The organism is Streptococcus caledonicus, assembly GCF_042656225.1.
Lineage (GTDB): Bacteria > Bacillota > Bacilli > Lactobacillales > Streptococcaceae > Streptococcus > Streptococcus caledonicus.
Genome location: NZ_JBHSOJ010000016.1, coordinates 576194 through 602103 on the forward strand (window position 1 = coordinate 576194; position 25910 = coordinate 602103).

A 25910-nucleotide genomic window follows, 5' to 3' on the forward strand; every position below is an offset into this window, starting at 1 on the left:
TTGAAATTCTAGGATAGTTTATCTATCTTCTCTTTGATTCGTTCAATGTAGGCACTAAAGCGTAAGCCCCATTCATCACGTAGAACTACCAAAAACTTACGGTAGGATTTAACTGCATTTTCAGGTTCTCCAAGGAAGGTGTAGCAGAGAGCTATAGATTCATAGTAATCCGTGTAGCGTGGTTTTTCCTGTGCTTCAAAAGCTTTTTCCCAGATAGGAATAGCGGAGCGATACTCTTCGTTTCGACAGAGTTCATTGGCAATAGAAAAGAGGATACGCCAGTCATCGGAATACTGATTTGCTAAAATTAAATAGTTTTCTTTAACTTGACTAAAACCTTTTTCCTTCTCTTCAATATAAACGTTATAAAAATCGTTTAAACTGTCAGGATTTTGTACATAAGATTCAGATAAAACGTCCTTTGCTTCTCTAATACGACCATCAGCCAGAAGATTGTCCAGCAAGTACCAATAAAGACGTTTATTTTCTGGGGTAGTTTTTAATGTTTTTTTGATAATAATCAATCAATTGATAATGAGAACCCGTATCCCAGTCAGTTAGAACACCGTCAGAAGCATTATTAATAATGTTAATATCAAATTGACTATTTGGTTGGAGTTCTAAGGCTTTTTTAGCATAAGAAACAGCTAAAGTTCGTAGTTGATTGCCATGAGAATAGTAAAGAGCTGCTAGCTCATGATTTACTCGATATTCTAATGGATTTTGATGAAGGTCATCCAATAAAAATTGCTCAAAATTCTCAAATTCACGATGCGATAGCCTATAACCACTCTCCAGCTGGCTAACAATTTTCTCATACATTTTATCCTTAGTATAGTCAAAAAGGTCATCAATGCTAATTCCAAAAATAGTAGCGATTTCTGGTAGTAAACTAATGTCAGGCATAGCAACATTGGTCTCCCATTTAGAGATTGCTTGATTAGAGATACCTAGGTTGTCGGCAAATTGTGTCTGATTTAATCCCGAAGCTAGTCTGAAACTTTTTATTTTGTCACCTATTGTTTGCATGAGATATTAACCTCTATTCATAATATTAAGAGCTCTTGTAACTCTAATTGTAAAACGAACCATTTCTAAAAACAATCGAAAATAAGTTGTATTTGATAGCTATTTGGTTGATTAGTTGAATTGAGGATTTCTATCGCTAAAAAAAGTACTCACATTTAAAGTTATTAAAAGCTTATCATCTTTCTGGTTTTGGGATATATTGCAGTGCAATACGGTTTTCAGGTTTTGAATCACAAAGATAGATAATCATCAAGAACAACCATTCTAAGGGTTTCATTAAAAAGTAGATAACGTCTGCCTGCCACGGTGACTTGATATGCTTAGCAAATGAATAACCGTAGGTGTCGTAAATGTACCTAATTAGCTTATGGATACGTGGTATTTTCTCTTCAATGATTTGCTCAAAGGCATTTGCAATTAGCAATTGACGATTAACCACAATACGGTGACCATGACGAGCGCCCATACGAATAGGTTTGACAATCTTTCGATGACCGGATGCCCCAACGGTACAGAGATAATGCTCATCGTAGAAAATATCTGGAGGAGCCACCTTTGTTGATAAGGTCCAATCACTTGTTTCAGTCCATGCTTTAATCATATAATCAGGTTCCTGTCCAAATAAGGTCAAAAGACTGATTGCTATTCCTAAAACTGGTAGCATCAAGCATAGACTTAATAAATGCCAGTGGGCAGAAGAGTGTAGTAACTGATGACATTTTATCTGCCAATTCTTTTGTGTGTTTACTGTAATATTACTCTGACGATAAGTGATAATGACTTTCCTAAAGGATCTGAGATAAATCACATAAACATTAAAAAGATATAATCCGATTCCCCAAATATTAAGATAACCAAGTTGAATGGCAAAGATGGCTAAGGTTATTATACCGATGTAGGAGAAGCTAAAGCCTATTGCCAGAATAAGAGGTGGACATTTTTTGATAGGAATTGATGTTAAAATCATATAACCGATCAATCCTAGAGCTAAAAGAACAATAATGGTTGGGAAAGCTGCTGTATAAATAGGAGAATGGGTCTGATAATCATAGAGTTGAGTGTGCCAATCTTGCCATGGTTTAGTATCAACCTTGAGTACGATAAGAAAATATGATAACAATCCTCCTAAAAACATGCTAGCTAAATCAAATAGGCGTGTATCTGATAAAGCTTTTTTGAAGTATTTAAGGTTAAGATAGGTCAAATAAAGGGGGAGAGGATATATTAGGGGAGATGTGAATAGGAAACCAAATAAATAGAAAAATGTATCCAATATATTTCCTTTTTGATAAATAAAGATAGCAATTACTATAGATAGAAAAAAGCATAATAAAAAAATTTTAAAAGTTTTCATAATGCCATTATATATTAATTCATAAAAAATAAAAATAAATGATAGTATATTCAAGTGATATTGGCAGATGAAATCTTACTGAATATTTGATATAATGGTAGTACTTTTATCTTTCAAAGGGGGATTGTTTATGGCTCAAATAATTGATGGAAAAGGTTTGGCTCAGCAGATACAACATGAATTATCAAAAAAAGTTCAACTTTTAAAAAGTCAGCACGGTGTGGTTCCAGGTCTAGTCGTGATTTTAGTTGGAGATAATCCTGCAAGTCAAGTCTATGTTCGTAATAAAGAACGCTCTGCCCTAGCAGCAGGTTTTTTGAGTGAGACTGTGCGCTTGCCAGAGTCAACAACTGAAGAAGCCCTCCTAAATGTAGTAAAAAAATATAATCAAGATGATCGATTTCACGGTATTTTAGTCCAATTACCCCTGCCAGAACATATTAATGAACAAAACGTTTTATTAGCTATTAACCCTGAAAAAGATGTGGATGGTTTTCATCCAACAAATATGGGAAATCTTTGGTCTGGAAATCGGGTGATGGTCCCATGTACACCAGCTGGTATTATGAAAATGCTTGAGGCATATCAGGTAGAGATTGAAGGTAAGACGGCTGTTGTTATCGGCCGTAGCAATATTGTTGGAAAACCTATGGCACACTTGCTTATTGAACAAAATGCAACAGTGACACTGACACATTCAAAAACACAAAATTTACCAGAAGTTTGTCAAACAGCAGACATTTTAGTTGTCGCTATTGGTCGTGGGCATTTTGTGACAAAGGATTTTGTGAAACCTGGCGCCGTTGTCATTGATGTAGGCATGAACCGTGATGAAAATGGAAAATTAATTGGAGATGTCAAATTTGATGAGGTAGCTGAGATAGCTAGTCTTATCACTCCTGTCCCTGGTGGCGTAGGGCCGATGACAATTACCATGTTATTAGAGCAAACCTATAAAGCAGCTTTGCGTAGCTCTTCTTCAAAAGAGGAATAAAAATGGATAAATTAGAAAAACTTTTAAATGATCGTTTCGGAATCGTTTTTACAAATAAAGCGATTCTAGAAACTGCTTTTACGCATACAAGTTATGCTAACGAGCATCGTGCCCTAAATATTTCACATAACGAACGCTTGGAATTTTTAGGAGACGCTGCCCTACAATTAACCATATCTCGTTATCTTTATAAAAAATACCCTGATATGCCAGAGGGAGACATGTCAAAAATGCGTTCAACGATTGTCCGTGAAGAATCACTGGCTGGATTTTCACGGCAATGTGGTTTTGAACATCACATCAAGTTAGGTCGTGGTGAAGAAAAAACTGGCGGACGTAATCGACCAGCAATTTTAGGTGATTTGTTTGAAGCATTCTTAGGAGCTTTACTACTAGATAAAGGTATCTCGGCAGTTGAAGACTTCTTAAATCAAGTGATGATTCCGCAAGTTGAAATTGGTAATTATGAACGCGTTAAAGATTATAAAACCAGCTTACAAGAACTACTTCAAGTAAATGGAGAAGTAACGATTACCTATCAGGTTATTAATGAAACAGGTCCAGCTCATGATAAAGTCTTTGAGATTGTTGTTTTAGTTAATGGCGAAAAATTAAGTAGAGGTAAAGGAAAATCGAAAAAATTAGCTGAGCAAGAAGCAGCTAAAAATGCACTTGAACAATTACAATAATATTGCAAAGTGGTTATTGAACCACGACTTTTCTTACTGAGGACATTATGTTTCTAAAAAAAATTGAAATGCAAGGATTTAAATCTTTTGCTGATAAAACTAAAGTGGAATTTGATCAAGGGGTTACAGCGGTCGTTGGACCAAATGGTTCTGGAAAATCAAACATCACAGAAAGTTTGCGTTGGGCCTTGGGGGAATCTTCGGCCAAAAGCTTACGTGGCGGAAAGATGCCAGATGTTATCTTTGCTGGTACGCAAAATCGAAAACCTTTAAATTATGCTGAAGTGACAGTAATATTGGACAATTCAGATGGTTTTATTGCTGATAAACCAGAAGAAATCCGAGTTGAGCGCCATATTTATCGTAATGGGGATAGCGATTACCTAATTGATGGTAAAAAAGTTCGTCTTAAAGATATCCATGATCTTTTTATGGATACAGGTCTAGGGAGAGACTCATTTTCGATTATTTCCCAAGGTAGGGTGGAAACTATCTTTAATTCAAAACCTGAGGAACGGCGTGCAATTTTCGAAGAAGCGGCGGGAGTACTCAAATACAAAACACGCAAGAAAGAGACTGAGTCCAAACTGAATCAGACCCAGGACAATCTCGACCGTTTAGAAGATATTATCTATGAACTTAATAATCAACTAAAACCTCTTGAAAAACAAGCTGAAACGGCTAAGCGTTTCCAAATATTAGAAACGGAGCGAAAAGCTCTCCAACTCGATATCCTTGTTCATGATATAATTACTTTTAGGGAAAAATGGCAGAGCAAAGAAAATGATTTAGCCCAAACCAAAGAAGAACTGACAGCTTATTATCAACAACGTGACTATTTAGAACAAGAAAATCAAAAATTAAAAACCAAACGTCATGAATTGAATAACCAAAGCTCCGAATACCAAACTGAGCTTATGAATTTGACACGTTTGAAATCAGATTTACAAAGGCAAATTGATCTTTTAACACTTGAATCAAGTCAAAATGAAGAGAAAAAGGCTGATGCAGGTAAACGTCTCAATCAGATGAAAGCTGATAAAGAGTTTCTTGAACATTCCAAAGTTGAAAAAGAAGCTCTCTTGGTAGAAATTACAGAACAATTGCATATCAAAAAATCTGAAATTTGTTCGATAGAGTCTCAACTAGAAAAATTTTCGACGGATCCAAATCAATTAATAGAAAATCTTCGTGAAGACTTTGTCAAGCTCATGGAAAAAGAAGCTGATCTTTCTAATGCACTGACATCCACACAAGCTGAAATTGATAATAGAATCCAAGCTCTCGAAAATAAATCAACTGAACTTGCAGGACTTTTAGCTGAAAAAGCAGATCTTGAAGAGGATGAAGAGCTAAAAAAACATGCGCACCAAGAAATTGTTAATCAGGTCCAAACACTTTTAATAGAATATCAGACAGTTGCTCAAAAGCTTGAACACATTCAACACAATTACCAAACTCAGCAACAAAAGATGTTTGACTTATTAGACCAAGTTAAAAACAAGGAAGCGCGTCAGCAGTCTCTTTTGGCCATTCAAAAAAATCACAGCAACTTTTTTGCTGGCGTTAAGGCAGTGTTGCAAAACGCCTCTCAGATTGGAGGCATTATCGGTGCTGTTAGTGAACACTTGACATTTGAGACGACTTACCAAACAGCTATCGAAATTGCTCTTGGTGGTTCTAGTCAACATATCATTGTTGAGAATGAGGCTTCTGCAAAAGCTGGTATTGATTTTTTGAAAAAAAATCGCTCTGGACGTGCAACATTTCTACCTCTAACGACGATTAAATCCCGTGAAGTTTCAGGTTTTAATCGACAAAAACTTGAAACAGCCAATGGATTTCTTGGATTTGCGAATGATTTAGTGACTTTTGAACCAAGATTAACTACTATTTTTGAAAATCTGTTGGGAACAACGGCTATTTTTGAGACCATTGATCATGCTAATTCAGCAGCTCGCTTAGTCAATTTCCAAGTTCGTTTGGTAACACTTGATGGTTCTGAAATTCGTCCAGGAGGCTCTTTTGCTGGCGGTTCTAATCGTCAAAATTCAACGACTTTTATTAAACCTGAGTTAGATGCTTTAGAGCAAGAATTATCTTCATTACAAAATAGCTTACGCCAACAGGAAAAAATCGTTGAAGAGAGTCAAAAAGAACTTCGCGAGGCCGAGGACAAACTTGTCAAAATTAAAGATTCTGGAGAAAAAGCTAGGTTATCAGAACAGACTACCCAGTTTGTCTATAAGCAAGTATCAGAGCGCTTAGAACAAGTTCGTAAGCTATGCACAGCTCTTCAGAGCCAATCAGATCAAGAAGCCACTCATGAATTAGAAGAAAAAAAATCGAACTTATTAGCACAGCTTTTAGCTATTGAAAAAGAGAAAAAACAAGTTTCTGATAATTTATCAGAAATCAAGAGAGATAAAGATAGTATCACTGCTAAGGTGACCGAACTCAATCAGCAGTTATCGCAATATCGTCTTGAAGAACGAGAGTACATGAGTGAAGAGCGTTTTGAACGAGCAAACCTTAATCGTATCTTATCTGAAATTAGCTCTTTAGATCAAGAAATCGTTACTTTGGGAAATTGGATAACTGCTGCGCCTTCAACTATTGATACAGAGCAATTGCCGATTCTGTCAAAACAATTAGAAGAAACCGGTAGGCGCCACGCTGAAGCTGAACAAGCTTTGATTCGCCTAAAATTTGAAGTTGAAGACTGTGAAGCAAGTCTCGAGGATATAGAAGAACAATTACAAAAAGCAAGTCATAAAAATGAAGGATTGATTCGTCAGCAAGCACAACTGGAGGCTGAGATTTCTAATCTCTCTGAAAAATTGCAGAACTTTGCACGTTTATTAACCGAAGACTATCAGATGAGTTTTGAGGAAGCTAAAATTCAAGCTAATCCACTGGAAAATCTAGCTTTAGCGCGTCAAAACCTTTCCGATCTCAGTCGTCAAATCAAAGTATTAGGTCCAATAAATTTGGATGCTATCGCCCAATATGATGACGTTTCTGAACGTTTAACTTTCTTAAGTACGCAGAGAGATGATTTGATTCACGCTAAAAACTTGCTACTGGATACAATTCATGATATGGATGATGAAGTTAAACTGCGTTTCAAATCGACGTTTGAAGCCATTCGCGAAAGCTTCAAGCAAACATTTACCCAGATGTTTGGAGGAGGGACTGCTGATCTTATCTTGACAGAGGGAGATTTATTGACCGCAGGAGTAGAAATTTCTGTGCAACCACCAGGTAAAAAAATTCAGTCATTAAATCTCATGTCGGGTGGAGAAAAAGCACTATCAGCCCTAGCTTTGCTATTTGCAATTATTCGCGTTAAAACGATTCCGTTTGTGATTTTGGACGAAGTTGAAGCCGCCCTTGACGAAGCAAATGTGAAACGATTTGGCGATTACCTCAATCGCTTTGACAAAGATAGTCAATTTATCGTTGTGACCCACCGAAAAGGGACAATGGCAGCTGCTGATAGTATTTATGGCGTTACCATGCAGGAATCAGGAGTGTCTAAGATTGTCTCTGTTAAACTCAAAGATGCAGAGAAAATGGTTAACTAGACTAATGGGGATCCGTTCTTAGGAACGGGCTCCTTTTTTTGCACACAGTCTTGTAATCGTTTGTATTTTGTGATAAACATGGTATAGTATATGTGAGAAAGGTATAAATAAAAAAATGGCTTCTGATAAAACGATTGTCCATTAGAGTTTTTTATGATGTCCTAATAAATCCATGCAGTTCGGGTTGAAACTATAATTTATCAGCATGTTTCTCTTATTAGCTGTCGTGATTTTTGATAGTATTTTACAAGCTCATATCGTGGAAGATTATCAAAAGATTACTGTTTTGTTGCTCCTTGGCTTAGAGACGACATTATTCTAGGCTCGCTAAATTTAGTCGATACAACTACGTGGTTTTCTCTCGGAATTCACCTCGTACTTCCTTGTCTGGTAATTCTGATATTGCTGACTTTGTTGACAAGGTATCGCATTGCCCAATGGTTTCGCAAAATAGTTTAATCTCACATTTTTTCTTGACTTTCCTCAAAAACTAACCTATAATTTAGTAAATTAACCTTTAAGTCAATCCAGAGAGGTTGGCAAGGTGACCTTTCTGAGGATTGGTCGTACGACAAAGAAAAAGAGTTAAAGCTGGTGTCGCTTTAGGTCTATTGTGGCGTAAACCTTGTCTCTCTGGGACAGGGTTTTTATTGTAGAAAGGAAACCTAGTCCATGCGAGAAAATCGTCCTGTTATTGCCCTTGACTTCCCAACGTTTGAGGATGTTAAGGGATTTCTAGCCCAATTTCCTAAGGAGGAAAAGCTCTTTGTCAAAGTGGGGATGGAGCTCTACTATGCCTGTGGTTCTGACATTGTGACCTATATCAAGTCACTAGGTCACAGCATCTTTCTTGATTTGAAACTGCATGATATTCCCAATACGGTGCGTTCCGCAATGGCTGTGCTGGCAGCATTGGGGGTTGATATGACCAATGTTCATGCGGCTGGCGGTGTTGAGATGATGCAGGCTGCGCGTGAAGGGTTGGGAGAAGGACCAATCTTGATTGCCGTGACCCAATTAACCTCAACTTCTGAAGCACAAATGCAGGCTGACCAAAATATTCAGACCAGTCTAACAGATTCTGTCCTCAACTACGCTCGTAAAACAGCAGAAGCAGGTCTAGATGGTGTCGTCTGCTCAGCTCATGAGGTTGAAGCCATCAAATCAACTACATCAAGCAACTTCGTCTGCCTAACACCAGGGATTCGTCCTAGTGGCTCTGCTATTGGTGACCAAAAACGCGTCGTGACACCAAGTGAAGCGAGAACTATCGGCTCAGACTATATCGTCGTTGGAAGACCAATTACACAGTCAGAGGATCCTGTGACGGCTTACCAAGCGATTAAGGAAGAGTGGAATGGTTAGAAAGAGTTATCAGGTCATCATTGATAGACCTATGGGGTTTCGAGATCATTTTGGGAATACCTATCCTGTTAACTATGGTTACATCCCTGAATTGTTAGCAGGAGATAGTGAGGAGCAAGATGTTTACGTTATCTCTCAGCAAATTTCACAACCATTGCAGACGTTTTGGAGAGAATTAGTTGCTATTATCCATCGAGAGAATGATGTACAGGATAAGTGGGTACTAACCTCTCCGGGAGAAAATTTAATATTCAGTCACAGACTTATTTTATCGAACAATACTTTACATCAAGCATTGAGATGCTAGAGGAGGAGAAATGATGACATTAGCAGCGCAAATCGCATCAGATTTATTGGATATTAAGGCAGTTTATTTGAAACCTGAGGAGCCGTTTACTTGGGCTTCTGGTATCAAGTCACCGATTTACACTGACAATCGTATTACGTTGTCTTATCCCGAAACACGCACACTCATTGAAAATGGCTTTGTTGAACAGATCAAAGCACATTTCCCAGAAGTGGAAGTGATTGCAGGAACAGCGACAGCGGGTATTCCTCACGGTGCCATTATTGCTGATAAGATGAATTTGCCGTTTGCCTATATCCGTAGCAAACCAAAAGATCACGGAGCAGGAAATCAGATTGAAGGGCGCGTGGTTAAAGGTCAAAAAATGGTCATCATTGAGGACTTGATTTCAACTGGTGGGTCAGTGCTTGATGCTGTTGCAGCTGCTAAACGTGAAGGCGCCGATGTGCTTGGTGTAGCAGCTATCTTCACTTATGAATTGCCAAAGGCAGCTAAAAACTTTGAAGAAGCAGGGGTCAAGTTGGTCACCCTATCTAACTACACTGAGTTAATCAAGGTAGCTAAGGTACAAGGTTATATCACAGCTGATGGGCTACAATTATTGAAGAAATTCAAAGAGAATCAAGAAACCTGGCAGGATTAAACGAAAAAAGAGCGGGGATGAACGCTCTTTATTTGTTTATTTAGTTAGTCCCATTAATTTGCGCAATTCAGGGATACGTTGTAATTGTGGGAGAATGGCCATAGTGGCGATGATACGAATAGGAAGTTCAAAGATTTTCAACCATCGACCAGCGATATACTGTGCTACAAATCCATAATTAAAGTAAATTTGTAACAGCAATGGAGTCATGATAAAGGTGCTGAATAACATGATGATTGATATGGCAAGACTGACATAAATCCAATTCTTTTTAGATGTCCAGCTCAGCTCTTTTCCATAAAATAAAAGGCCGTAGAGAAGACCCGTAGTCGCTTCCATCAATGTCCAAGCTGGCAAGAAATTAGCTGCATCTGGTGACAGAAAAATAGTAGATAAGTCTAGAACAGCAAGGCTAAAAAAGCCCCAGATTGGACCAGCAATAGCCCCAATAACAGCATTTACCAAGAATGTAAAGGTAAATTGTAACTGATTAGGAATAATGCGAATGTCAAATTGACTGATGACAAAGGCAATGGCAACTAACATTGCTAACGTTACGAGGCGTTGCGTGGTCAGTTTAGGCAATTTGAAAAAAGTTTTCATTAAAAAGGCTCCTTTTCTATTGGAGCTGTTACATCAAGCGTTCTTGATTAACAGCGGATGCAATGATTCACCGCGCCATAAGGCTTCGTTGTGCGACAACATCCCATTCACACACACTTAACGCGAATCATCTACTCTGTGTAAGTAAACTTACTAGATCATTGTAACATAGGAAGGGAGAGTAAACAATACAAAAAGCTCGAAACCGATAATTTAAAACCACATTTTATTGATATATGTTCATTTACAACTCGGTGTTTCTATAGTAAAATAGACTAAAATTTCTTGGAGGAATCCTTATGAAGCCTATTGGTACCCAGACAATCAAAACAAACCGGCTCATTTTGAGACGGTGGCGATTAGAAGATGCTAAAGCCATGTTTCAGAATTGGGCTTCTGATGTTGAAAATACTCAGTACGTTCCTTGGGAGACTCATCAGACGCTAGCTGATACAGAAGAATTTCTGACTGAGCGCGTGAAGGATTATTCATCAGGCGAGGTATTTCGGTGGGCGATAACCCTGCATGATAATCCGACAGTCGTGATCGGTGACATCAGTGTTGTCTCCATACGAACCAATGTCAACGAAGCTGAAATTGGCTACATTCTCAGTAAACAATATTGGAACCAAGGTGTGATGACTGAGGCTCTAGCTGCTGTTATAGATTTTCTCTTTGACCAAGCAGACTTTGACCGTATTGTTGCAGGTTTCTTAGCTGAAAATATTGCTTCTGGTCGTGTGATTGAAAAAGCTGGCATGAGCTATGAAGGTACTTTTAGGCAAGCTATGAAAGTAAAGGGTAAGATTTATGATTATATTTGCTACGGCCTTTTAAAAAGCGATTGGCTAGCTGATTAACTAAAATACAGAAAAAATAGGTTTGAGCTCTTCTGCTTTAGACTTATTTTTTATCCCTTTTTTCCTCAACAAACCCATGATTTTTTCCTTGTTTTTTGGTAAACTAAAAGCATGATTATTTTAAGTGGAAACAAGTTAGAACGTTCCTTCTCGGGAGACGTTCTCTTTAATAATATCAATATTCAAGTTGACGAGCGTGATCGCATTGCCCTTGTTGGACGAAATGGAGCTGGGAAATCGACACTGCTGAAAATCTTAGTCGGTGAAGAAGCGCCAACATCTGGGGAGATCAATACCAAACGTGACTTGAGTTTGTCTTATCTTGCCCAAGACAGTCGCTTTGTCTCAGAAAATACCATCTATGATGAAATGCTACACGTTTTTGATGACCTTAGGCAAGATGAAAAACGACTGCGCCGTATGGAAGAACAAATGGCAGAAGTTGTCGGTTCAGACCTTGATAAACTGATGACAGATTACGATAAGCTATCTGAGGATTTTCGTCTGCATGGTGGTTTTACCTATGAAAGTAATATCCGAGCGATTTTAAACGGCTTTAAGTTTGATGAGAGTATGTGGCACATGACCATTTCAGAGCTATCTGGTGGCCAAAACACGCGCCTTGCCCTCGCTAAAATGCTACTTGAAAAACCTGAATTACTCGTTCTGGACGAACCGACCAACCACCTAGACATTGACACCATTGCTTGGTTGGAAAATTATCTGGTCAATTATCAAGGGGCACTGATTATCGTCAGCCACGACCGCTATTTCTTGGATAAGGTGGCTACAATCACCTATGACCTCAATCCACATAGCCTGGATCGCTACGTTGGGAACTACTCAACTTTCATGGACCTTAAATCTGAAAAATTAGCGACCGAGGAAAAAAATTACGAAAAACAAGCTAGGGAAATTGCAAAGTTAGAAGACTTCGTCCAGCGTAATATCGTCCGCGCCTCAACCACCAAACGTGCGCAAGCGAGACGGAAACAGCTTGAGAAAATAACAAAGCTTGACAAACCAACAGCAGGGCAAAAATCAGCCAACATGACCTTCCATTCGGACAAAGTCTCTGGAAATGTGGTCTTAACGGTTACTGACACAGCGATTGGCTATGACGGGGACATCTTGGCAGAACCCATCTCACTCGATGTTAAGAAAATGGATGCTATTGCTGTTGTCGGTCCAAATGGTATCGGTAAAACCACCTTTATCAAATCGGTCATCGGTAAGCTTCCCTTTATCAAAGGAAAAGCAGTCTATGGGGCAAACGTCGAGGTAGGTTACTACGATCAGACTCAATCATCCCTGACACCGGCCAACACCGTCCTTGATGAACTCTGGAATGACTTTCCAACCACTCCAGAGCTTGACATTAGAAGCCGTCTGGGAGCCTTTCTCTTTTCAGGAGATGACGTTAAAAAAGCCGTTAGCATGCTTTCTGGTGGAGAAAAAGCGCGTCTATTACTCGCCAAATTGTCCATGCAGAATAACAACTTCCTCATCCTAGACGAGCCGACCAACCACCTAGATATCGACAGTAAAGAGGTCCTCGAAAATGCCTTGATTGACTTTGATGGCACCCTCCTCTTTGTCAGCCATGACCGTTATTTCATTAACCGAATTGCAAGCAAAGTCCTTGAAATCTCTGAAACTGGCGCAACCCTATACCTCGGTGATTACGATTATTATTTGGAGAAAAAAGCAGAGCAGGAGGAGTTGGTAAGACTAGCAAGCGAAGATATCGCTGTTATAGAAGATCTTCCATCAGCTGGCGCCAGCGATTATCAAAGCCAAAAAGCCAACCAAAAAGAGCTCCGCAAACTCATAAGACGCATCGCAGAAATCGAAGGACGCCTTGACGTCATTGAGCAACGGGAGACGGCTATCAATGATGACATGCTAACAACCAACGATCTAGGTCAACTCGCTGACCTCCAAAAAGAATTAGACGCCATTCAGGAAGAACAACTGGTCTTGATGGAAGAATGGGAGACCTTGAGCGAGCAGGTGGAGTAAGAGAAGCGTTTAAAATGGGACATTAGGCTGTTGATAGCCTAGTCAATGGAGGTGACATGACACATTACGGAAACATTTTTAGAACCTTTCGCTTAGATAGGCAAATGAAGTTATCACAAGTTGCTGGAGACGGTCTATCGGTTTCACAATTATCCCGCTTTGAGCGTGAGGAGTCAGACTTATCCGTGACTAAATTTTTCGATGCCTTAGAAAAAATCAATGTGACACCAGATGAATTTATGGGGCGAGTCAATCACTATGAGCGTGCCGAACAGATTAAGCTCATGTCACAACTAGCACGCGCTCATTACCGTAAAGACATTAAACGGTTAGAGCAAATGGTTGTCGATGAGGAAAACAAAGTATTAGCAGACCAAGAAAACAAGGTCGCACGCCTCAATGCTATTTTATTCCGTGGGATGATTTGTGATTTGAACCCTAGTCGTCAGATGAGACAAGAAGACCTAGACCAAGTCAGTGATCACCTCTTTTGCACTGAGAATTGGACCATTTTTGAATTGATTTTGATTGGCAATCTCTTTAAGTTTTATGAAACAAGTTATATGTATCGACTAGTTGATGAGGTCTTGCAGCGTAAAGAACTTTACCAAGATATTGCGACCCACCGAAATCTTATCGAAGCGACGCTACTTAATGTTATCGAAATCTGTATTGACAGGGGAGATTTAACAGCTGCGAAGCATTATCACGACAAACTGATGCCCCTGTTGGACAATGAGCGTAATGCCTATCACCGTATTCTCCAGCTTTATTTTAAAGGTTTGCTAGCCTATGCTTCAGGGGATAAAACTGGTGAGCAGCAAATGAGGCAAGTAGTTCAAATTTTTGACTGGATAGGAGCTACTTATCATCAAGAAACCTACCAAGAGCACTTGAAACGTCAACTCGAAAAGTATTCCCATATTTACAAATAATATCAAAACCTCCTAAAATGACGATAGACTAGAACTATCATTTTTAGGAGGTCATTTTTATGAATCAAAATGCGGTAAAACTCTTACTTAGCCGTGCCATCAATAAACTTGGTGATGTTCTTTTCGACTATGGCAACACAACCTTTATGGCGACAATGGGAACCATAGGGCAACAATTTTTAGGGATTTATCAAATCGCTGAGTTATTGGTGTCAATTATCCTCAATCCATTTGGTGGTGCCATTTCTGACCGTTTTAGCAGACGAAAAATTTTATTATGGACGGATGGGCTAGGAGCAGTTGTCTGCTTGCTCGTCGCCTTTCTACCAAATCAGACAGCCATGCTTTATGGCCTTATTGGTGTTAATGTGATTTTAGCGATTTCATCATCCTTTTCAAGTCCATCATACAAGGCCTACGTCCCAGAAATTGTCGACAAAAATAATTTGGTTCGTTACAATTCGGATTTAGAGACTGCTGTCCAAATCATCAAGGTTTCTGCCCCGCTATTAGCCTATTGGATTTTAAAATGCGTCGGTATCCGCATGACCTTAGTCATTGATAGCGTCACTTTTTTGCTATCCTTTCTCGCACTCTATCTCATCCATCAACCTGATGCTTCTAAGGAGAATAGCAGAGCAGAAACGATTGATGTTAAAGGTATTTTGAGTGATATTTGGGAAGGCTTTACCTATATTCGCAGAAAGCAAGACGTCTTCTTTCTCCTTCTAATCGCTTCTCTGCTTAATATATTTGCGGCTATGTTAGGTTTTCTCTTACCTTTTAGCAATCAAATCCTTAACCACGACACTGCCTATGCAACTTTACTAACAATGGCAGCCATAGGAGCTTTAATCGGAGCTGTTTTAGCTCGAAAAGTGTCAAACCAGACACACAATATGCTTATTTTTTTAATGATAAGCGGCCTTGGTATTTGCATTATTGGACTTGCAGCTGTGCTAGAATTACCAGTTTACCTATCTTATGCTGGCAACCTTCTGTCTGAAGCCAGTATGGCAATATTCAATATCCATTTTTTCAGTCAAGTTCAACAGCTCGTTGAAAAGGCCTATATGGGACGCGTGATTTCAACCATCTATACCGTGGCTATCTTACTCATGCCGTTAGGAACTCTGACCATGACTCTCTGGTCTGCAAGTATTTCTCCTTGGAGTTTCCTTTGGATTGGAATAGGCTTTACGTTAACTGGTATGCTAAGTTTACTTTACAGCCATCAGATGAAATAAGCCCACAGCCTTTAAAGCTCTAAAAATCGTTCATTAGCGACTTTTTTCTTGCACCTTTTTTATAAAATGGTATAATCTAGTTATCAAAACTAGATAGGATATATCATGACAAAAATTCCTTATTGGCATGAACTCCCCAATCTTGATCTTTATTTAGATCAAGTGTTGTTGATGGTCAATGAATTGACCCAAGTTAAGACAAGCCTAACTGATAAAGGGTTAACAGCATCCATGGTTAATAACTATGTCAAACACGGTTATGTAGATAAGCCGATTAAGAAAAAATATCAGAAGAAGCAGTTGGCTCGCTTGATTGCCATTACCTTCTTAAAAAACGTCTTTTCCATTCAGGAAATCAGTCAAGCCCTTAACCTCTTGCAGCAAACTTATTCTTCTCAGGAGATGTACGATGATTTTGCGTCTTGCATGAATGAGGCGGACAGGGACGTTCCTGAGGTGATCAAGACAGCCTGCGACGCTCTAAAACTCTATTACAAAGCTCGGCTATTAACCTTAGAAATGGAAGGACAAAACAATGACTAGAACGTTAAAACTCAGTAAACAACTCTCATTTGGCGAGGAAGTGGCTAATAGTGTCACTCATGCAATTGGTTCTGTTGCCATGCTCACCTTATTGCCAATTACGGCCATTCACGCATATAATGCCTACCATTTGAGAGCTGCGGTAGGAATGTCTATTTTTGTGATTAGCCTCTTTTTAATGTTTTTATCGTCAACGATTTACCATTCCATGTCCTATGGCTCGACCCATAAATACGTTCTGAGGATCATTGATCACAGTATGATTTACATTGCAATTGCTGGCTCCTACACTCCAGTAGCCTTGTCCTTGTTGGATGGTTGGTTAGGTTATGCCATAATCGTTTTACAATGGGGGATCACAATTTTTGGGATTCTATATAAAATTTTTGCCAAGCGCATCAATGAAAAATTTAGTTTAGCCCTCTATCTTATCATGGGATGGTTGGTCGTCTTTATCCTACCTGCCATCCTGCAACAAACAGGTCCCATCTTTTGGGCACTGATGTTAGCAGGAGGACTATCTTATACCGTTGGAGCTATTTTCTACGCTAAGAAGAAACCCTATTTCCACATGATTTGGCACCTTTTCATTTTGCTTGCTTCAGCCTTACAATATATCGCCATTGTCTTTTACATGTTATAAGATCCATTATCAATCTTTGTGATTAATATGAAACCAATCAATCAAAATTAAGCCCAAAAACGAGGAATCTACTTAAATTTTAGAAGGAATCCTTGTTTTTTGTTTCCCTATTAATCTATGGAAGTTATTTTTTCAGTGAGAGTTCGGAAATCTACACAAATTACCCAATTTATTGACTTATTTCTACAGATACAGCAGTGAAATATTTAAATTTGACAATTTAAATAACTTCTTAGTAAAATATGATTGTATCCGATATTCACACCTTAAATCTAGATCACGAGAACAACTAGAGAAGGCAGATTCCCTGCATAAAAGTTAGTCACTTTCTAATCAATATCAATTGAGTGCTGCACTTGCTATTACTTAGAGAGGTAACTTTTGGCTCTATTTATCTTTGATCTCATTGAGACTATTAGAACACTGTTCGCATAAGCTTTTGGGGTAGTTTTTATGCAAAACATCTATTTAATATGCAGTCTTTGATCTGAAATATGTCCTGATTGTGATTTTCTTTGGCGAACATTGACTCTTCATTCAACGATATGTCCCTTCTTAACTCCAGTAAACAATTATGCTATATTTTCTGAGCTTAGCTCTATCCCCTCTAGTTCCGAAGAAATGCCATAAAACACTGCACAAAGAAGAACAATACCGTCTAATTAAGAGACCCTCGTTTTAATAGCCTTAATAAAATTGTTGTGAATAAGGGAATTTAATTCTTAATTTTTAATCTTAATCATCTTAATTTATTCTGTGAATGGAGGTACTTAGAAAGATGAGAATATCATGAATAAAAAAATATCTGTTGCAGTTGCAACATCTGTTGTAATCGGATGCGCTAGCACATCCGTGGCATGGGCTGATGAAGTTGAACAACCTCTGATCAATAACGAGATTGGACAAGCTAATACTCCGAACAAGGAAGAGTCAGAATTAAATACAGTCTCTTCTGATCAAGCACCATTGAAAGAGGCGTTAGAAGAGTTGAAAGATGTTCGTCAAAAACACCATGTTGATGGGCGGGGTAAAATTATCGCACTGGTTGATTCAGGAGTCGATACCAGTCATCCAGACTTGAGATTAGACGATGACGCTGTTTCTTCTAGCAAACTAACACCGTCTGAGAAAAAAGACGGGAGCACCGACTTTACCGCTAAAATTCCTCACGGTTATAACTATACTGAGGGGAATTTTCGACTAAGGGATGACGTTCCAGACCCTCACGGACAGCATGTCGCAGGTATCTTAGCAGGAAATAGTAAAGATCCTAACGGTGTTATCGGTGTTGCTCCCAATGCGCAACTGCTTGGCTACAAAACCTTTTCTGACAGTACTCAAAAAATCTCGCCAGGAGCAAACGATGCAGTGGATCACGCGATTAATGATGCCGTTGAACACGGGGCAGATGTGGTTAACTTAAGCCTGGGACTTGAGGGTTCTGGATTACCTGGAGATATCCATGGTGAAACAATCAAAAATGCGGTGGATAAAGGGGTGGTTATTGTCTCCTCAATCGGAAATTACTCCTCTTCTACCTCTAGTAGCACCTATGACCATTATGCTAACCGTGGTTTAGCGATGAAAGATAGTGCCGCCATGGTTGCTCTTGCAGCAACTCCTCAAGCTATTGGCGTTGGAGCTGTTCAAAACAAGGTGCTGTACGCAGAAAACATGATTGTCGATGGGGAATCTTACCCACATTGGAATGTCGGAAAAGCCACCCAAGACCTCAAACCAAGACAGGAACAGACTGTTGAACTGGTTAATGCTAACCTTGCTACGCAAAAAGATGTTGAAACACTAGGAGACAAGCTTAAAGGAAAGGTTGCCTTAATCTATCGTGGTGAAGATGCTGTTTATAAAAAAGCTGAACGTCTAAAAGATGCTGGAGCTATTGGGGCTATTCTAATCAATGCTCCTCTACATGCTAGCCGTGAAGATTATCGAGATAAATTCATTACGTCCTACGAACATATTAGAACTTCTGATTTTTGGTATGTCTCAGTTTCTGGGAAAGCTGGTGAACAATTAGTCAAACCAATCGCCAATATCGGTGATACAAAAACCATCAAACTTCGATTCACTACCGAAAAATCACCCTATGTGCTCTCACAACATGACCGCATTGCAGGATTTTCTAGCTGGGGACCGACCAGCGATTTAGAACTCAAGCCTGATTTAGTTGCTCCAGGTCAAGACATTCGTTCGACCTTTAACGATGGCAGTTACGGTGTGATGTCAGGAACCTCTATGTCATCTCCATATGTTGCAGGAGTCAGCACGCTCCTTTCCGATAAAATTAAAGGAATCACTGGCAGCAAAGAACGCCTAGGATTTTACAAAGGATTTTCAAATGTAGAGCTTAACAAGCTCTTACTCATGAACACTGCTAAGCCTCTAAAAGATCTCGGTTCAACTACTGGTGATTTGGAATACTCTCCAAGAGTACAAGGTGCTGGTCTAGTTGATGCTGATGCCGCTTTATCCACTAAAGTATTTGCAACTGGAACAGGCAAAAAAGGCGTTGTCACCTTGAAAGAAATCAAATCTGATGAGGTGACATTTACCGCAACCCTATACAATTTTGGAGATACTGCGCAACAATTTGACATCAAACACAGTAAAGTTCTGTCTGAGACTGTTATCAAGAAAACCAAAACTGAGCGCGAAGCCACCAGTTCCATTTTCACTAAAGATGAGGCAGGAAACTTTACAGAACATATTAACGAAGTTCACCCTATAGCAGTTGATGGCGGTGAGTTAACCAGTGACCATAAGGTACTAATTCAACCAAATAGTTCTGCAACTGTCACTTTCAAACTGAAAACTGGACAGGTTAAAGATGATTTTGTTGAAGGCTTTATTTACTTTGTACCAAAAGATAAAACTCATCCTGAACTCTCCTTACCTTACTTTGGCTTCAAGGGCGATTGGAGTGCTGAGCCTGCGATTGATGCCCCTAGATGGGAGAAATCTAACCTAGCTGGGCTAACCGGTGTTTTCACAGCTTACGACGGTAGAAAAGGACATAATGTTGTTAGTTACCTTGAAAAAGGTGTAGAAAACAAAGGTGATGTTCCAAACCCTGATAACATCGCCTTTACCAACCGCCGTGATACTTCTGAAGCAAGCAGCCGGAACGTTGTGCCTCGTTTATCATTCTTGAGAAATGTTCGTGATTACGAAGTGGCCATCGTTGATGGAAAAGAAGAGAGTAGCAAGGTGCTACAAGTTGTTCAAACAGGACATTTCAAACGCAAATTATTCTACAGCACGTTGACCGAGGCTAATCATGCTAACGCTGCAAATGCTGCAATAGAGTCCGACCTCAGGTGGGAAGGGAAAGTCTATAATCCTGAAATAGCTGATGATGAGGAGGTTCCAGAGGGACAATATTACTACCGTATTCGAACCAAAATCCATGACTCATCTCCGGTTCAAACAATGTACCTGCCATTTAGGATAGATAATACTGACCCTACCATGACTGCTGAACTGAATGAGGACAAGAGCAAAGTTACCATCACAACGGCCGATAATCATAAGATTTGGAAAGTACTTGCCATGGCAGACGGCAAAAGTGTTTCTGTTGCTAAAGTCGCAGAGAATACCTATGAAATCAAAGATGTTGATAAATTGGACGCTTATCGGTTGAGAGTGCAAGCTATGGACTTTGCCGGCAACCCATCGGAAGAAAAAGAATTTATTCTAAACGAAGAGAAAGACCAACCTCGCCGTAGATTGTCACTGTTAGACGAAGCCATAAAATCCCTCTTTGATCAGGATATCAAGTCAGAACCTCATGAAGAAAAAGAGGCTGAGGATCAGCCTGCCTACATCAACATGTTCAACTGGGCCATGTACGGTAAATTTACTGGAAAAAGTAAGATTAACGAAGAAGATGGGAAGCTTTATTATGATTTAAATATGGCTATTCAGAACAATCACTATGCTGTCGTAACCACAACCAACAAGAGTGCGACAGATTCCGAAATGGGACAATCAAAAGACTACTCTCCGATATTTAGTCAAAAATTCGAGACAGTTAGCCAAGATGGACAATACCGTTACAAAGACTATCCTGTCCTCATCAAAGAAGGCTTTAACATCATCAATATCAAAATTTACGATAAAGACGATAAATTAGTCATGGAAGAAGGCAATATCCTCTACTACGATGAGCACGCGCCACGCTTGCAGTTGAAAAATCAGATTGATTTATACGATGACGAAGACAATATGGCTGATGGTGCATTAACTAGTATCGACGGCACTATCTATGCTCGAAATGGACGTGTTGTTTTGGAGGGAACCGTCGCAGATAACGGCCCCAAATGGGTCTTAACCGTAAACGGCAACAATATCGCAACCCATTACCAATACCAAAAAGAGGGTGATAACGAAAAACCGTTCAAACATGAATTAGTTGTTAAAGAAGATGATGAAATCAAAATCAAACTGATGGATGACCAAGAAAATGCGCGAACAATCAGATTAACAGTTAAAGAGGATAATCAAGCCCCAACAATTAAAACCAACTTAAAGCCAACGATGGCTGAAACGGATATTCCTGAAATCGAACTAGAGGACAATATTTGGAGTTGGGACGAAACAGCCCCTAACAACATCATCACCATCAATGGTAAACCGTTTGACTTTGACAGCGAAAAGCCTTTGAGCTATTATAAACTGGAAGAAGTCCCTAATACTTATGTCGTTCGGATTAAAGCAGTTGATAAGGCCGGAAATGTTACAGAAGAAACACACACCATCGGTGAAAAACCATTTGATCTAACAGCGACATTGAAAAAACAGGTCATCACAGCAGATGAGTTGACAACGATAACTGAACTGATTGATGTTCCTAAACATGCTAAGGTTGACATTCTTGAAACTTCAATTAGTGATAAGGGTGAAGTCACAACAACAATTGTCTTAACAGACATTTTTGGTCGCCAGACAACCCAAGTTTTAACCGCTAAACTAGCCTCTAACCAAGACTCATCTATCACAGCCGAGTTGACTAAACAAATTTTCAAAAAAGATGAGCTTAATGACATCACACAGATTTTAAATTTACCTAAGGATGTTAGCGCTACTCTAATTCGTCCGATTACAGTTCCAGATAGTTCAAAACCAGAGCAAGTAACCGCTAGGGTCAGACTGTTTAGAAATGGTAAAGTCAATGAAAAAGATTTCACCTTTACAGTGGTAAGCGATAAACACCTGAACGCAACATTGAGAAAAGAAACAATCAACATTTCTGAAACTTATGATTTGAACGGTCTCTTGGAATTACCTGAAGGTATTACCGCTAGCTGGAGCGTCCCTATTGCATACGGCAAAAAAGGAAAAGTAACCTTTAAAGTCATTTTGAAAGATCAGTATGGACAATCAGTAGAAAAAGAGTTTACAGTAACGGTATTAGAAGAACAATTGCCAAAAACAAACCACGAAGACAACTCTAAAACTACTAATAAAATACCAAAAATTAGTACAGAAGATGCTGGGGCTCAAAAAGCACGGGACATCCAATCAGATTCAGAAACCACTGATACTCATAACGAATCAGCACTTCAAGAACAAGAGCAGTATCAGATAAATGCTCCAAAAATGAATCTTAGCCAAGAAGTGAACTACCGTAAAACATCCGAATTCCCAGTTCAACTCTCCACTAGCAAAAAATTACCTAAAACAGGAGGAGAATCAGCATTTTGGAATGTCTTAGTTGGTTTAGGCTTACTGATGATGAGCAGACTTGCTTTTAGTCTGTCTAAACGAAACAAAAAGGAATAACCATTATTAAGATTCTAAAGAAATATTAAAGGTTTGATACGCAAGATAAGGTAGCCTATACAAAAAAGTATGTCTGTAAAAATAGTCACAGGACTGATAAACAGACATACTTTTTTAGCAGTCATTTTGAGTTTTTTTGTATCTGATTAATAGTGGTGATTTCATGTTTTTAACATACAAAATATTAAAATCATGTTATAATAACACACATTAAGATATCGCTTTCATTAACATAAATGAAAAATAGGAGGGCTAACAAATTGCGTGTTTTAATCACTGGGGCAACTGGATTTTTAGGCAAGTATATCATTGAAGAATTAGTCAGCTCAGGCTATCAAATAGTTGCATTTGGTCGCAATGAGATAGTCGGACATTCTCTGGAAAGCTCACAGGTTACTTTTGTCAAAGGGGACTTAACAAATATTGAGGATGTCAGAAAAGCAGCTTTGGGGGTAGATGCAATCATCCATGCCGGTGCACTTTCGGATGTTTGGGGCCTATGGCAAGACTTTTATCATAGTAATGTTATTGGAACTCAAAATGTGCTAACTGTTTGCGAGGAGCTAAATATCAAGAGACTTGTTCACATTTCATCTCCCAGCATCTATGCCAAAGCTGACCACCAATTTAACATTTCAGAAGAAGAAGCTCCTCTTGAAAATAATCTCAACTATTACATCAAAAGTAAGCTAATGGCTGAACAGTTAGTGGCCCAATCCGCTGTCCCAACTGTCGTCTTAAGGCCTCGTGGGTTGTTTGGTATCGGTGACGTCAGCATTGTACCAAGGCTGTTACGAACCAATAATACCATAGGTATCCCTCTCCTTAATAAAGGGAAACAATTCGTTGATATGACCTGTGTTGAAAATGTCGCCTATGCGATTCGACTATGTCTCGAACACGAGAAAGCTCCTGGACAAATCTATAATCTGACTAACGATGAACCAATGCCATTTAAAGACCTACTCGATCTATTCTTTAAAGCCTCTGGTAATAGTCCTCATTATCGCAAACTTCCAGCAAAACCATTAGAAGTTATCGTCACACTTATCGAAGGTATTTTCCTTAAATGCCGTTTGAAAAAAGAGCCACCGCTCACACGGTATACCTTCTATTTACTGGCTTATAGCCAAACCCTATCTATTGATAAAATCAAACGTGAACTCGGGTATCGTCCTAAATTAAGCATCGTAGAAGGAGTGCAAAAGTATGTTGACTACCATCGAAAGCATTGAGTACTTTGCTTGCGGTTACTGTACAAACCAAAAGCAACGACTTTTTAAAGGTGTACCAAAGGAAACGATACACTTTCCAGCAGGGGTCTTTCTCATCAAACATCGTGAACATGGCTATATCTTATACGACACAGGCTATGCTCCTGAAATCATGTCACCTAATCTGAAATATTGGATTTACCGCCTACCAAACCCAATCACAATGACACCGTCACAAGCTATCAGTGTTCAATTAAACCAACGAGGCATTTCCCCTCAATCCATTAACTACCTAATCCTATCACATTTACACCCAGATCATATTGGTCAGGTCAAGGATTTTCCGAATGCTAAGATTATTATGACCAAAACTTGTTTTGAAGATTATCAAAAAAAATACTTACAAGCCCTAGTTTTCAAAGAATTTTTACCAGATGATTTTGAAAAACGTGTCATAACAATTGAAAATTATCAGGATAATAAAAACTTTCCTCACCTTCCCAGCTATGATTTTTTTGGAGACCAAAGTATCCTTTTTACAGAATTATCAGGACATGCAGCTGGACAATGTTGTCTTTTCTTCCCAGAAAAATCCCTTTTTTTAGCAGCAGATGTTGCTTGGGGCGTTCCACTCATTCCCTTGACAAAGCAAATGCGACTAATTCCACGATTGCTCCAAAATAATATTGACCAATACCAAAACAGCATCCAAGTGCTAGAACAACTGCAAAATGCTGGCATTGATATCATAGTCAGTCACGACCAAGAAGAGAGAATTGAGAGGGTATTAAGATGAAATGGTTACCATTTTTAATAGCCTTTATGACTACTAGATATAGACACTTTCAGAACAGAGAAGCTCTTCTAACTTACCAAGGACGTCAAATCCAAAAGCATTTAGCCTATATTGAACGTTTTTCACCATATTTTAAAAACGGGATTAACCTTACTCAAATTTCAATGGATAAATCCTTTATGATGGCTCATTTTGATGAGTTAAATACTGTAGGAATTAAAAAGGCTGACGCGTTTAACCTGGCAATTGACAGTGAACGAAGTCGCCAGTTTTCACCAACGATCAACTCTATTTCTGTCGGTCTCTCCTCTGGAACATCTGGACATCGAGGGATTTTTCTCACCAGTCCAGAAGAACAAGCCATTTGGGCCGGGACCATTTTAGCCAAACTTCTTCCCTCAAAAAATTTCCTAGGTCATCAGCTAGCCTTCTTTTTAAGAGCTAACAACAATCTTTATGAGCAAGTGAACTCTCCCTTTTTGACCCTTCATTATTATGACATGAGTCAATCAATAACGTCACACCTAGACGGCCTTAATCAGCTACAACCCAGTATTTTAGTGGCGCCAGCCTCTGTTCTTTGTCAATTAGCGACCCTCCAAGAAAAAGGGGAACTAGTCATCAAACCTCAAAAAATCATTTCTGTAGCTGAAGTCTTAGAAGAAAGAGACAGTGAGTATATTGCAAGTGTGTTTCAACAACCCTTTATTCATCAAATTTATCAAGCGACAGAAGGGTTTTTAGGTTATACTTGCGAGCACGGGAGGCTCCATCTCAACGAAGATGGGATTCGGTTTGAAAAAGAGTATATAGATGATAAACGGTTTTATCCAATCATCACGGACTTTAAACGGAAATCCCAACCCTTCATCCGTTATCGGCTGAATGATATTCTAGTAGAGAGTAAGGAGCAGTGTCCCTGTGGCTCTCTCTTACAAGTCATTGAAAAAATTGAAGGCCGTTCAGATGATATTTTTTACTTTGAATCCGAACAAAATGAGACTGTTGTCATGTATCCAGATTTTATCAGACGATGCCTATTATTTGTCGACGGAATCAGAGAATATCAAGTTTCTCAAGTGTCAAAACAAGATGTTGAAATTGCTATCAACGAGCTAACAAAGCAGCAGCAATCAGAGATTGTCTCTGAATTTCAAACCTTGTTTCATGTATATCATCTCAAGCCAATCAATCTTACTTTCACACGTTACCAATTGCAAAAAAATCAAAAATTAAAGCGTATTTGTCAAAAAATGCCTCTCTCAGAACAGCACTAAGGA

The 25910-nt window shown here is 39.0% G+C and carries 19 protein-coding genes, 1 pseudogene and 1 riboswitch; of the genes and pseudogenes, 16 read left to right on the top strand and 4 right to left on the bottom strand.

Translation table 11 applies throughout. The features are described from left to right. Window positions 1-8 precede the first annotated feature (8 nt). From ACFPQ3_RS06715 to ACFPQ3_RS06725, 3 genes are all read right to left on the bottom strand, one after another. Window positions 9-524, bottom strand: coding sequence for a tetratricopeptide repeat protein (locus tag ACFPQ3_RS06715; RefSeq protein ID WP_232323166.1), 516 nt, complete (start codon window positions 522-524; stop codon window positions 9-11). After that, window positions 481-1029, bottom strand: a complete 549-nt coding sequence (locus tag ACFPQ3_RS06720) for a helix-turn-helix domain-containing protein (protein WP_232323165.1) — start codon at window positions 1027-1029, stop codon at window positions 481-483. The genes ACFPQ3_RS06715 and ACFPQ3_RS06720 overlap by 44 nt, the downstream gene beginning before the upstream one ends. 175 nt (window positions 1030-1204) lie before the next feature. Next, window positions 1205-2383 carry a DUF6688 domain-containing protein gene (locus tag ACFPQ3_RS06725; protein WP_332307250.1) on the bottom strand — a complete coding sequence of 393 codons (1179 nt, stop codon included), beginning with the start codon at window positions 2381-2383 and terminating at the stop codon, window positions 1205-1207. A 130-nt stretch (window positions 2384-2513) separates the two neighbouring features. Between ACFPQ3_RS06725 and ACFPQ3_RS06730 the strand changes: the two genes are divergently transcribed. The 6 genes and pseudogenes from ACFPQ3_RS06730 to pyrE all read left to right on the top strand — a co-directional run bounded on the left by ACFPQ3_RS06730 (window position 2514) and on the right by pyrE (window position 9968). Continuing rightward, the gene (locus ACFPQ3_RS06730; protein ID WP_156805231.1) at window positions 2514-3377 is read left to right on the top strand and encodes a bifunctional methylenetetrahydrofolate dehydrogenase/methenyltetrahydrofolate cyclohydrolase; all 864 of its coding nucleotides are present in this window, start codon (window positions 2514-2516) and stop codon (window positions 3375-3377) included. 2 nt (window positions 3378-3379) lie between these two features. Next, window positions 3380-4066, top strand: a complete 687-nt coding sequence (gene rnc, locus ACFPQ3_RS06735) for a ribonuclease III (protein ID WP_156805230.1) — start codon at window positions 3380-3382, stop codon at window positions 4064-4066. 47 nt (window positions 4067-4113) lie between these two features. Then, window positions 4114-7653 (top strand): chromosome segregation protein SMC, encoded by a 3540-nt coding sequence (smc, locus tag ACFPQ3_RS06740; protein ID WP_156805229.1) that lies wholly within the window; start codon window positions 4114-4116, stop codon window positions 7651-7653. A gap of 672 nt (window positions 7654-8325) precedes the next feature. Next, window positions 8326-9018: an orotidine-5'-phosphate decarboxylase gene (gene pyrF, locus ACFPQ3_RS06745; protein WP_156805228.1), complete on the top strand. Its 693-nt coding sequence runs from the start codon at window positions 8326-8328 to the stop codon at window positions 9016-9018. Beyond that, window positions 9011-9339: pseudogene (locus tag ACFPQ3_RS06750) on the top strand (inorganic diphosphatase). The gene pyrF and the pseudogene ACFPQ3_RS06750 overlap by 8 nt, the downstream one beginning before the upstream one ends. Next, window positions 9339-9968 carry an orotate phosphoribosyltransferase gene (pyrE, locus tag ACFPQ3_RS06755; protein WP_156805514.1) on the top strand — a complete coding sequence of 210 codons (630 nt, stop codon included), beginning with the start codon at window positions 9339-9341 and terminating at the stop codon, window positions 9966-9968. The pseudogene ACFPQ3_RS06750 and the gene pyrE overlap by 1 nt, the downstream one beginning before the upstream one ends. A 36-nt stretch (window positions 9969-10004) precedes the next feature. Here pyrE and ACFPQ3_RS06760 read toward each other — a convergent pair whose 3' ends face one another. Further along, a complete protein-coding gene (locus ACFPQ3_RS06760; protein WP_156805227.1) occupies window positions 10005-10571 on the bottom strand; it encodes a folate family ECF transporter S component in 567 nt (188 codons plus the stop codon). 49 nt (window positions 10572-10620) lie between these two features. Next, window positions 10621-10712: riboswitch (THF riboswitch) on the bottom strand. A gap of 158 nt (window positions 10713-10870) precedes the next feature. Here ACFPQ3_RS06760 and ACFPQ3_RS06765 point away from each other — a divergent pair. The 10 genes from ACFPQ3_RS06765 (at window position 10871) to ACFPQ3_RS06810 (ending at window position 25907) form a co-directional block, all read left to right on the top strand. Then, the gene (locus ACFPQ3_RS06765) at window positions 10871-11431 is read left to right on the top strand and encodes a GNAT family N-acetyltransferase (RefSeq protein ID WP_156805226.1); all 561 of its coding nucleotides are present in this window, start codon (window positions 10871-10873) and stop codon (window positions 11429-11431) included. A 111-nt stretch (window positions 11432-11542) separates the two neighbouring features. After that, window positions 11543-13453 carry an ABC transporter ATP-binding protein gene (locus ACFPQ3_RS06770; RefSeq protein ID WP_156805225.1) on the top strand — a complete coding sequence of 637 codons (1911 nt, stop codon included), beginning with the start codon at window positions 11543-11545 and terminating at the stop codon, window positions 13451-13453. A gap of 56 nt (window positions 13454-13509) precedes the next feature. After that, window positions 13510-14388 (top strand): Rgg/GadR/MutR family transcriptional regulator, encoded by an 879-nt coding sequence (locus ACFPQ3_RS06775; protein ID WP_156805224.1) that lies wholly within the window; start codon window positions 13510-13512, stop codon window positions 14386-14388. A 59-nt stretch (window positions 14389-14447) separates the two neighbouring features. Next, window positions 14448-15635, top strand: a complete 1188-nt coding sequence (locus tag ACFPQ3_RS06780) for an MFS transporter (RefSeq protein WP_156805223.1) — start codon at window positions 14448-14450, stop codon at window positions 15633-15635. 102 nt (window positions 15636-15737) lie between these two features. Further along, window positions 15738-16178, top strand: a complete 441-nt coding sequence (locus ACFPQ3_RS06785) for a DUF1836 domain-containing protein (RefSeq protein WP_380433856.1) — start codon at window positions 15738-15740, stop codon at window positions 16176-16178. After that, on the top strand, window positions 16171-16821 hold the full coding sequence (gene trhA / locus ACFPQ3_RS06790) for a PAQR family membrane homeostasis protein TrhA (RefSeq protein ID WP_156805221.1): 651 nt from the start codon (window positions 16171-16173) through the stop codon (window positions 16819-16821). Before ACFPQ3_RS06785 ends, trhA begins: the two co-directional genes overlap by 8 nt. A gap of 789 nt (window positions 16822-17610) precedes the next feature. Beyond that, the gene (locus tag ACFPQ3_RS06795) at window positions 17611-22620 is read left to right on the top strand and encodes a S8 family serine peptidase (protein ID WP_156805220.1); all 5010 of its coding nucleotides are present in this window, start codon (window positions 17611-17613) and stop codon (window positions 22618-22620) included. A 236-nt stretch (window positions 22621-22856) separates the two neighbouring features. Continuing rightward, a complete protein-coding gene (locus ACFPQ3_RS06800) occupies window positions 22857-23855 on the top strand; it encodes an NAD-dependent epimerase/dehydratase family protein (RefSeq protein ID WP_198039874.1) in 999 nt (332 codons plus the stop codon). Further along, on the top strand, window positions 23830-24630 hold the full coding sequence (locus ACFPQ3_RS06805; RefSeq protein WP_156805218.1) for an MBL fold metallo-hydrolase: 801 nt from the start codon (window positions 23830-23832) through the stop codon (window positions 24628-24630). Before ACFPQ3_RS06800 ends, ACFPQ3_RS06805 begins: the two co-directional genes overlap by 26 nt. Further along, window positions 24627-25907, top strand: a complete 1281-nt coding sequence (locus ACFPQ3_RS06810; RefSeq protein WP_156805217.1) for a F390 synthetase-related protein — start codon at window positions 24627-24629, stop codon at window positions 25905-25907. Before ACFPQ3_RS06805 ends, ACFPQ3_RS06810 begins: the two co-directional genes overlap by 4 nt. The last annotated feature ends 3 nt before the right edge of the window (window positions 25908-25910 follow it).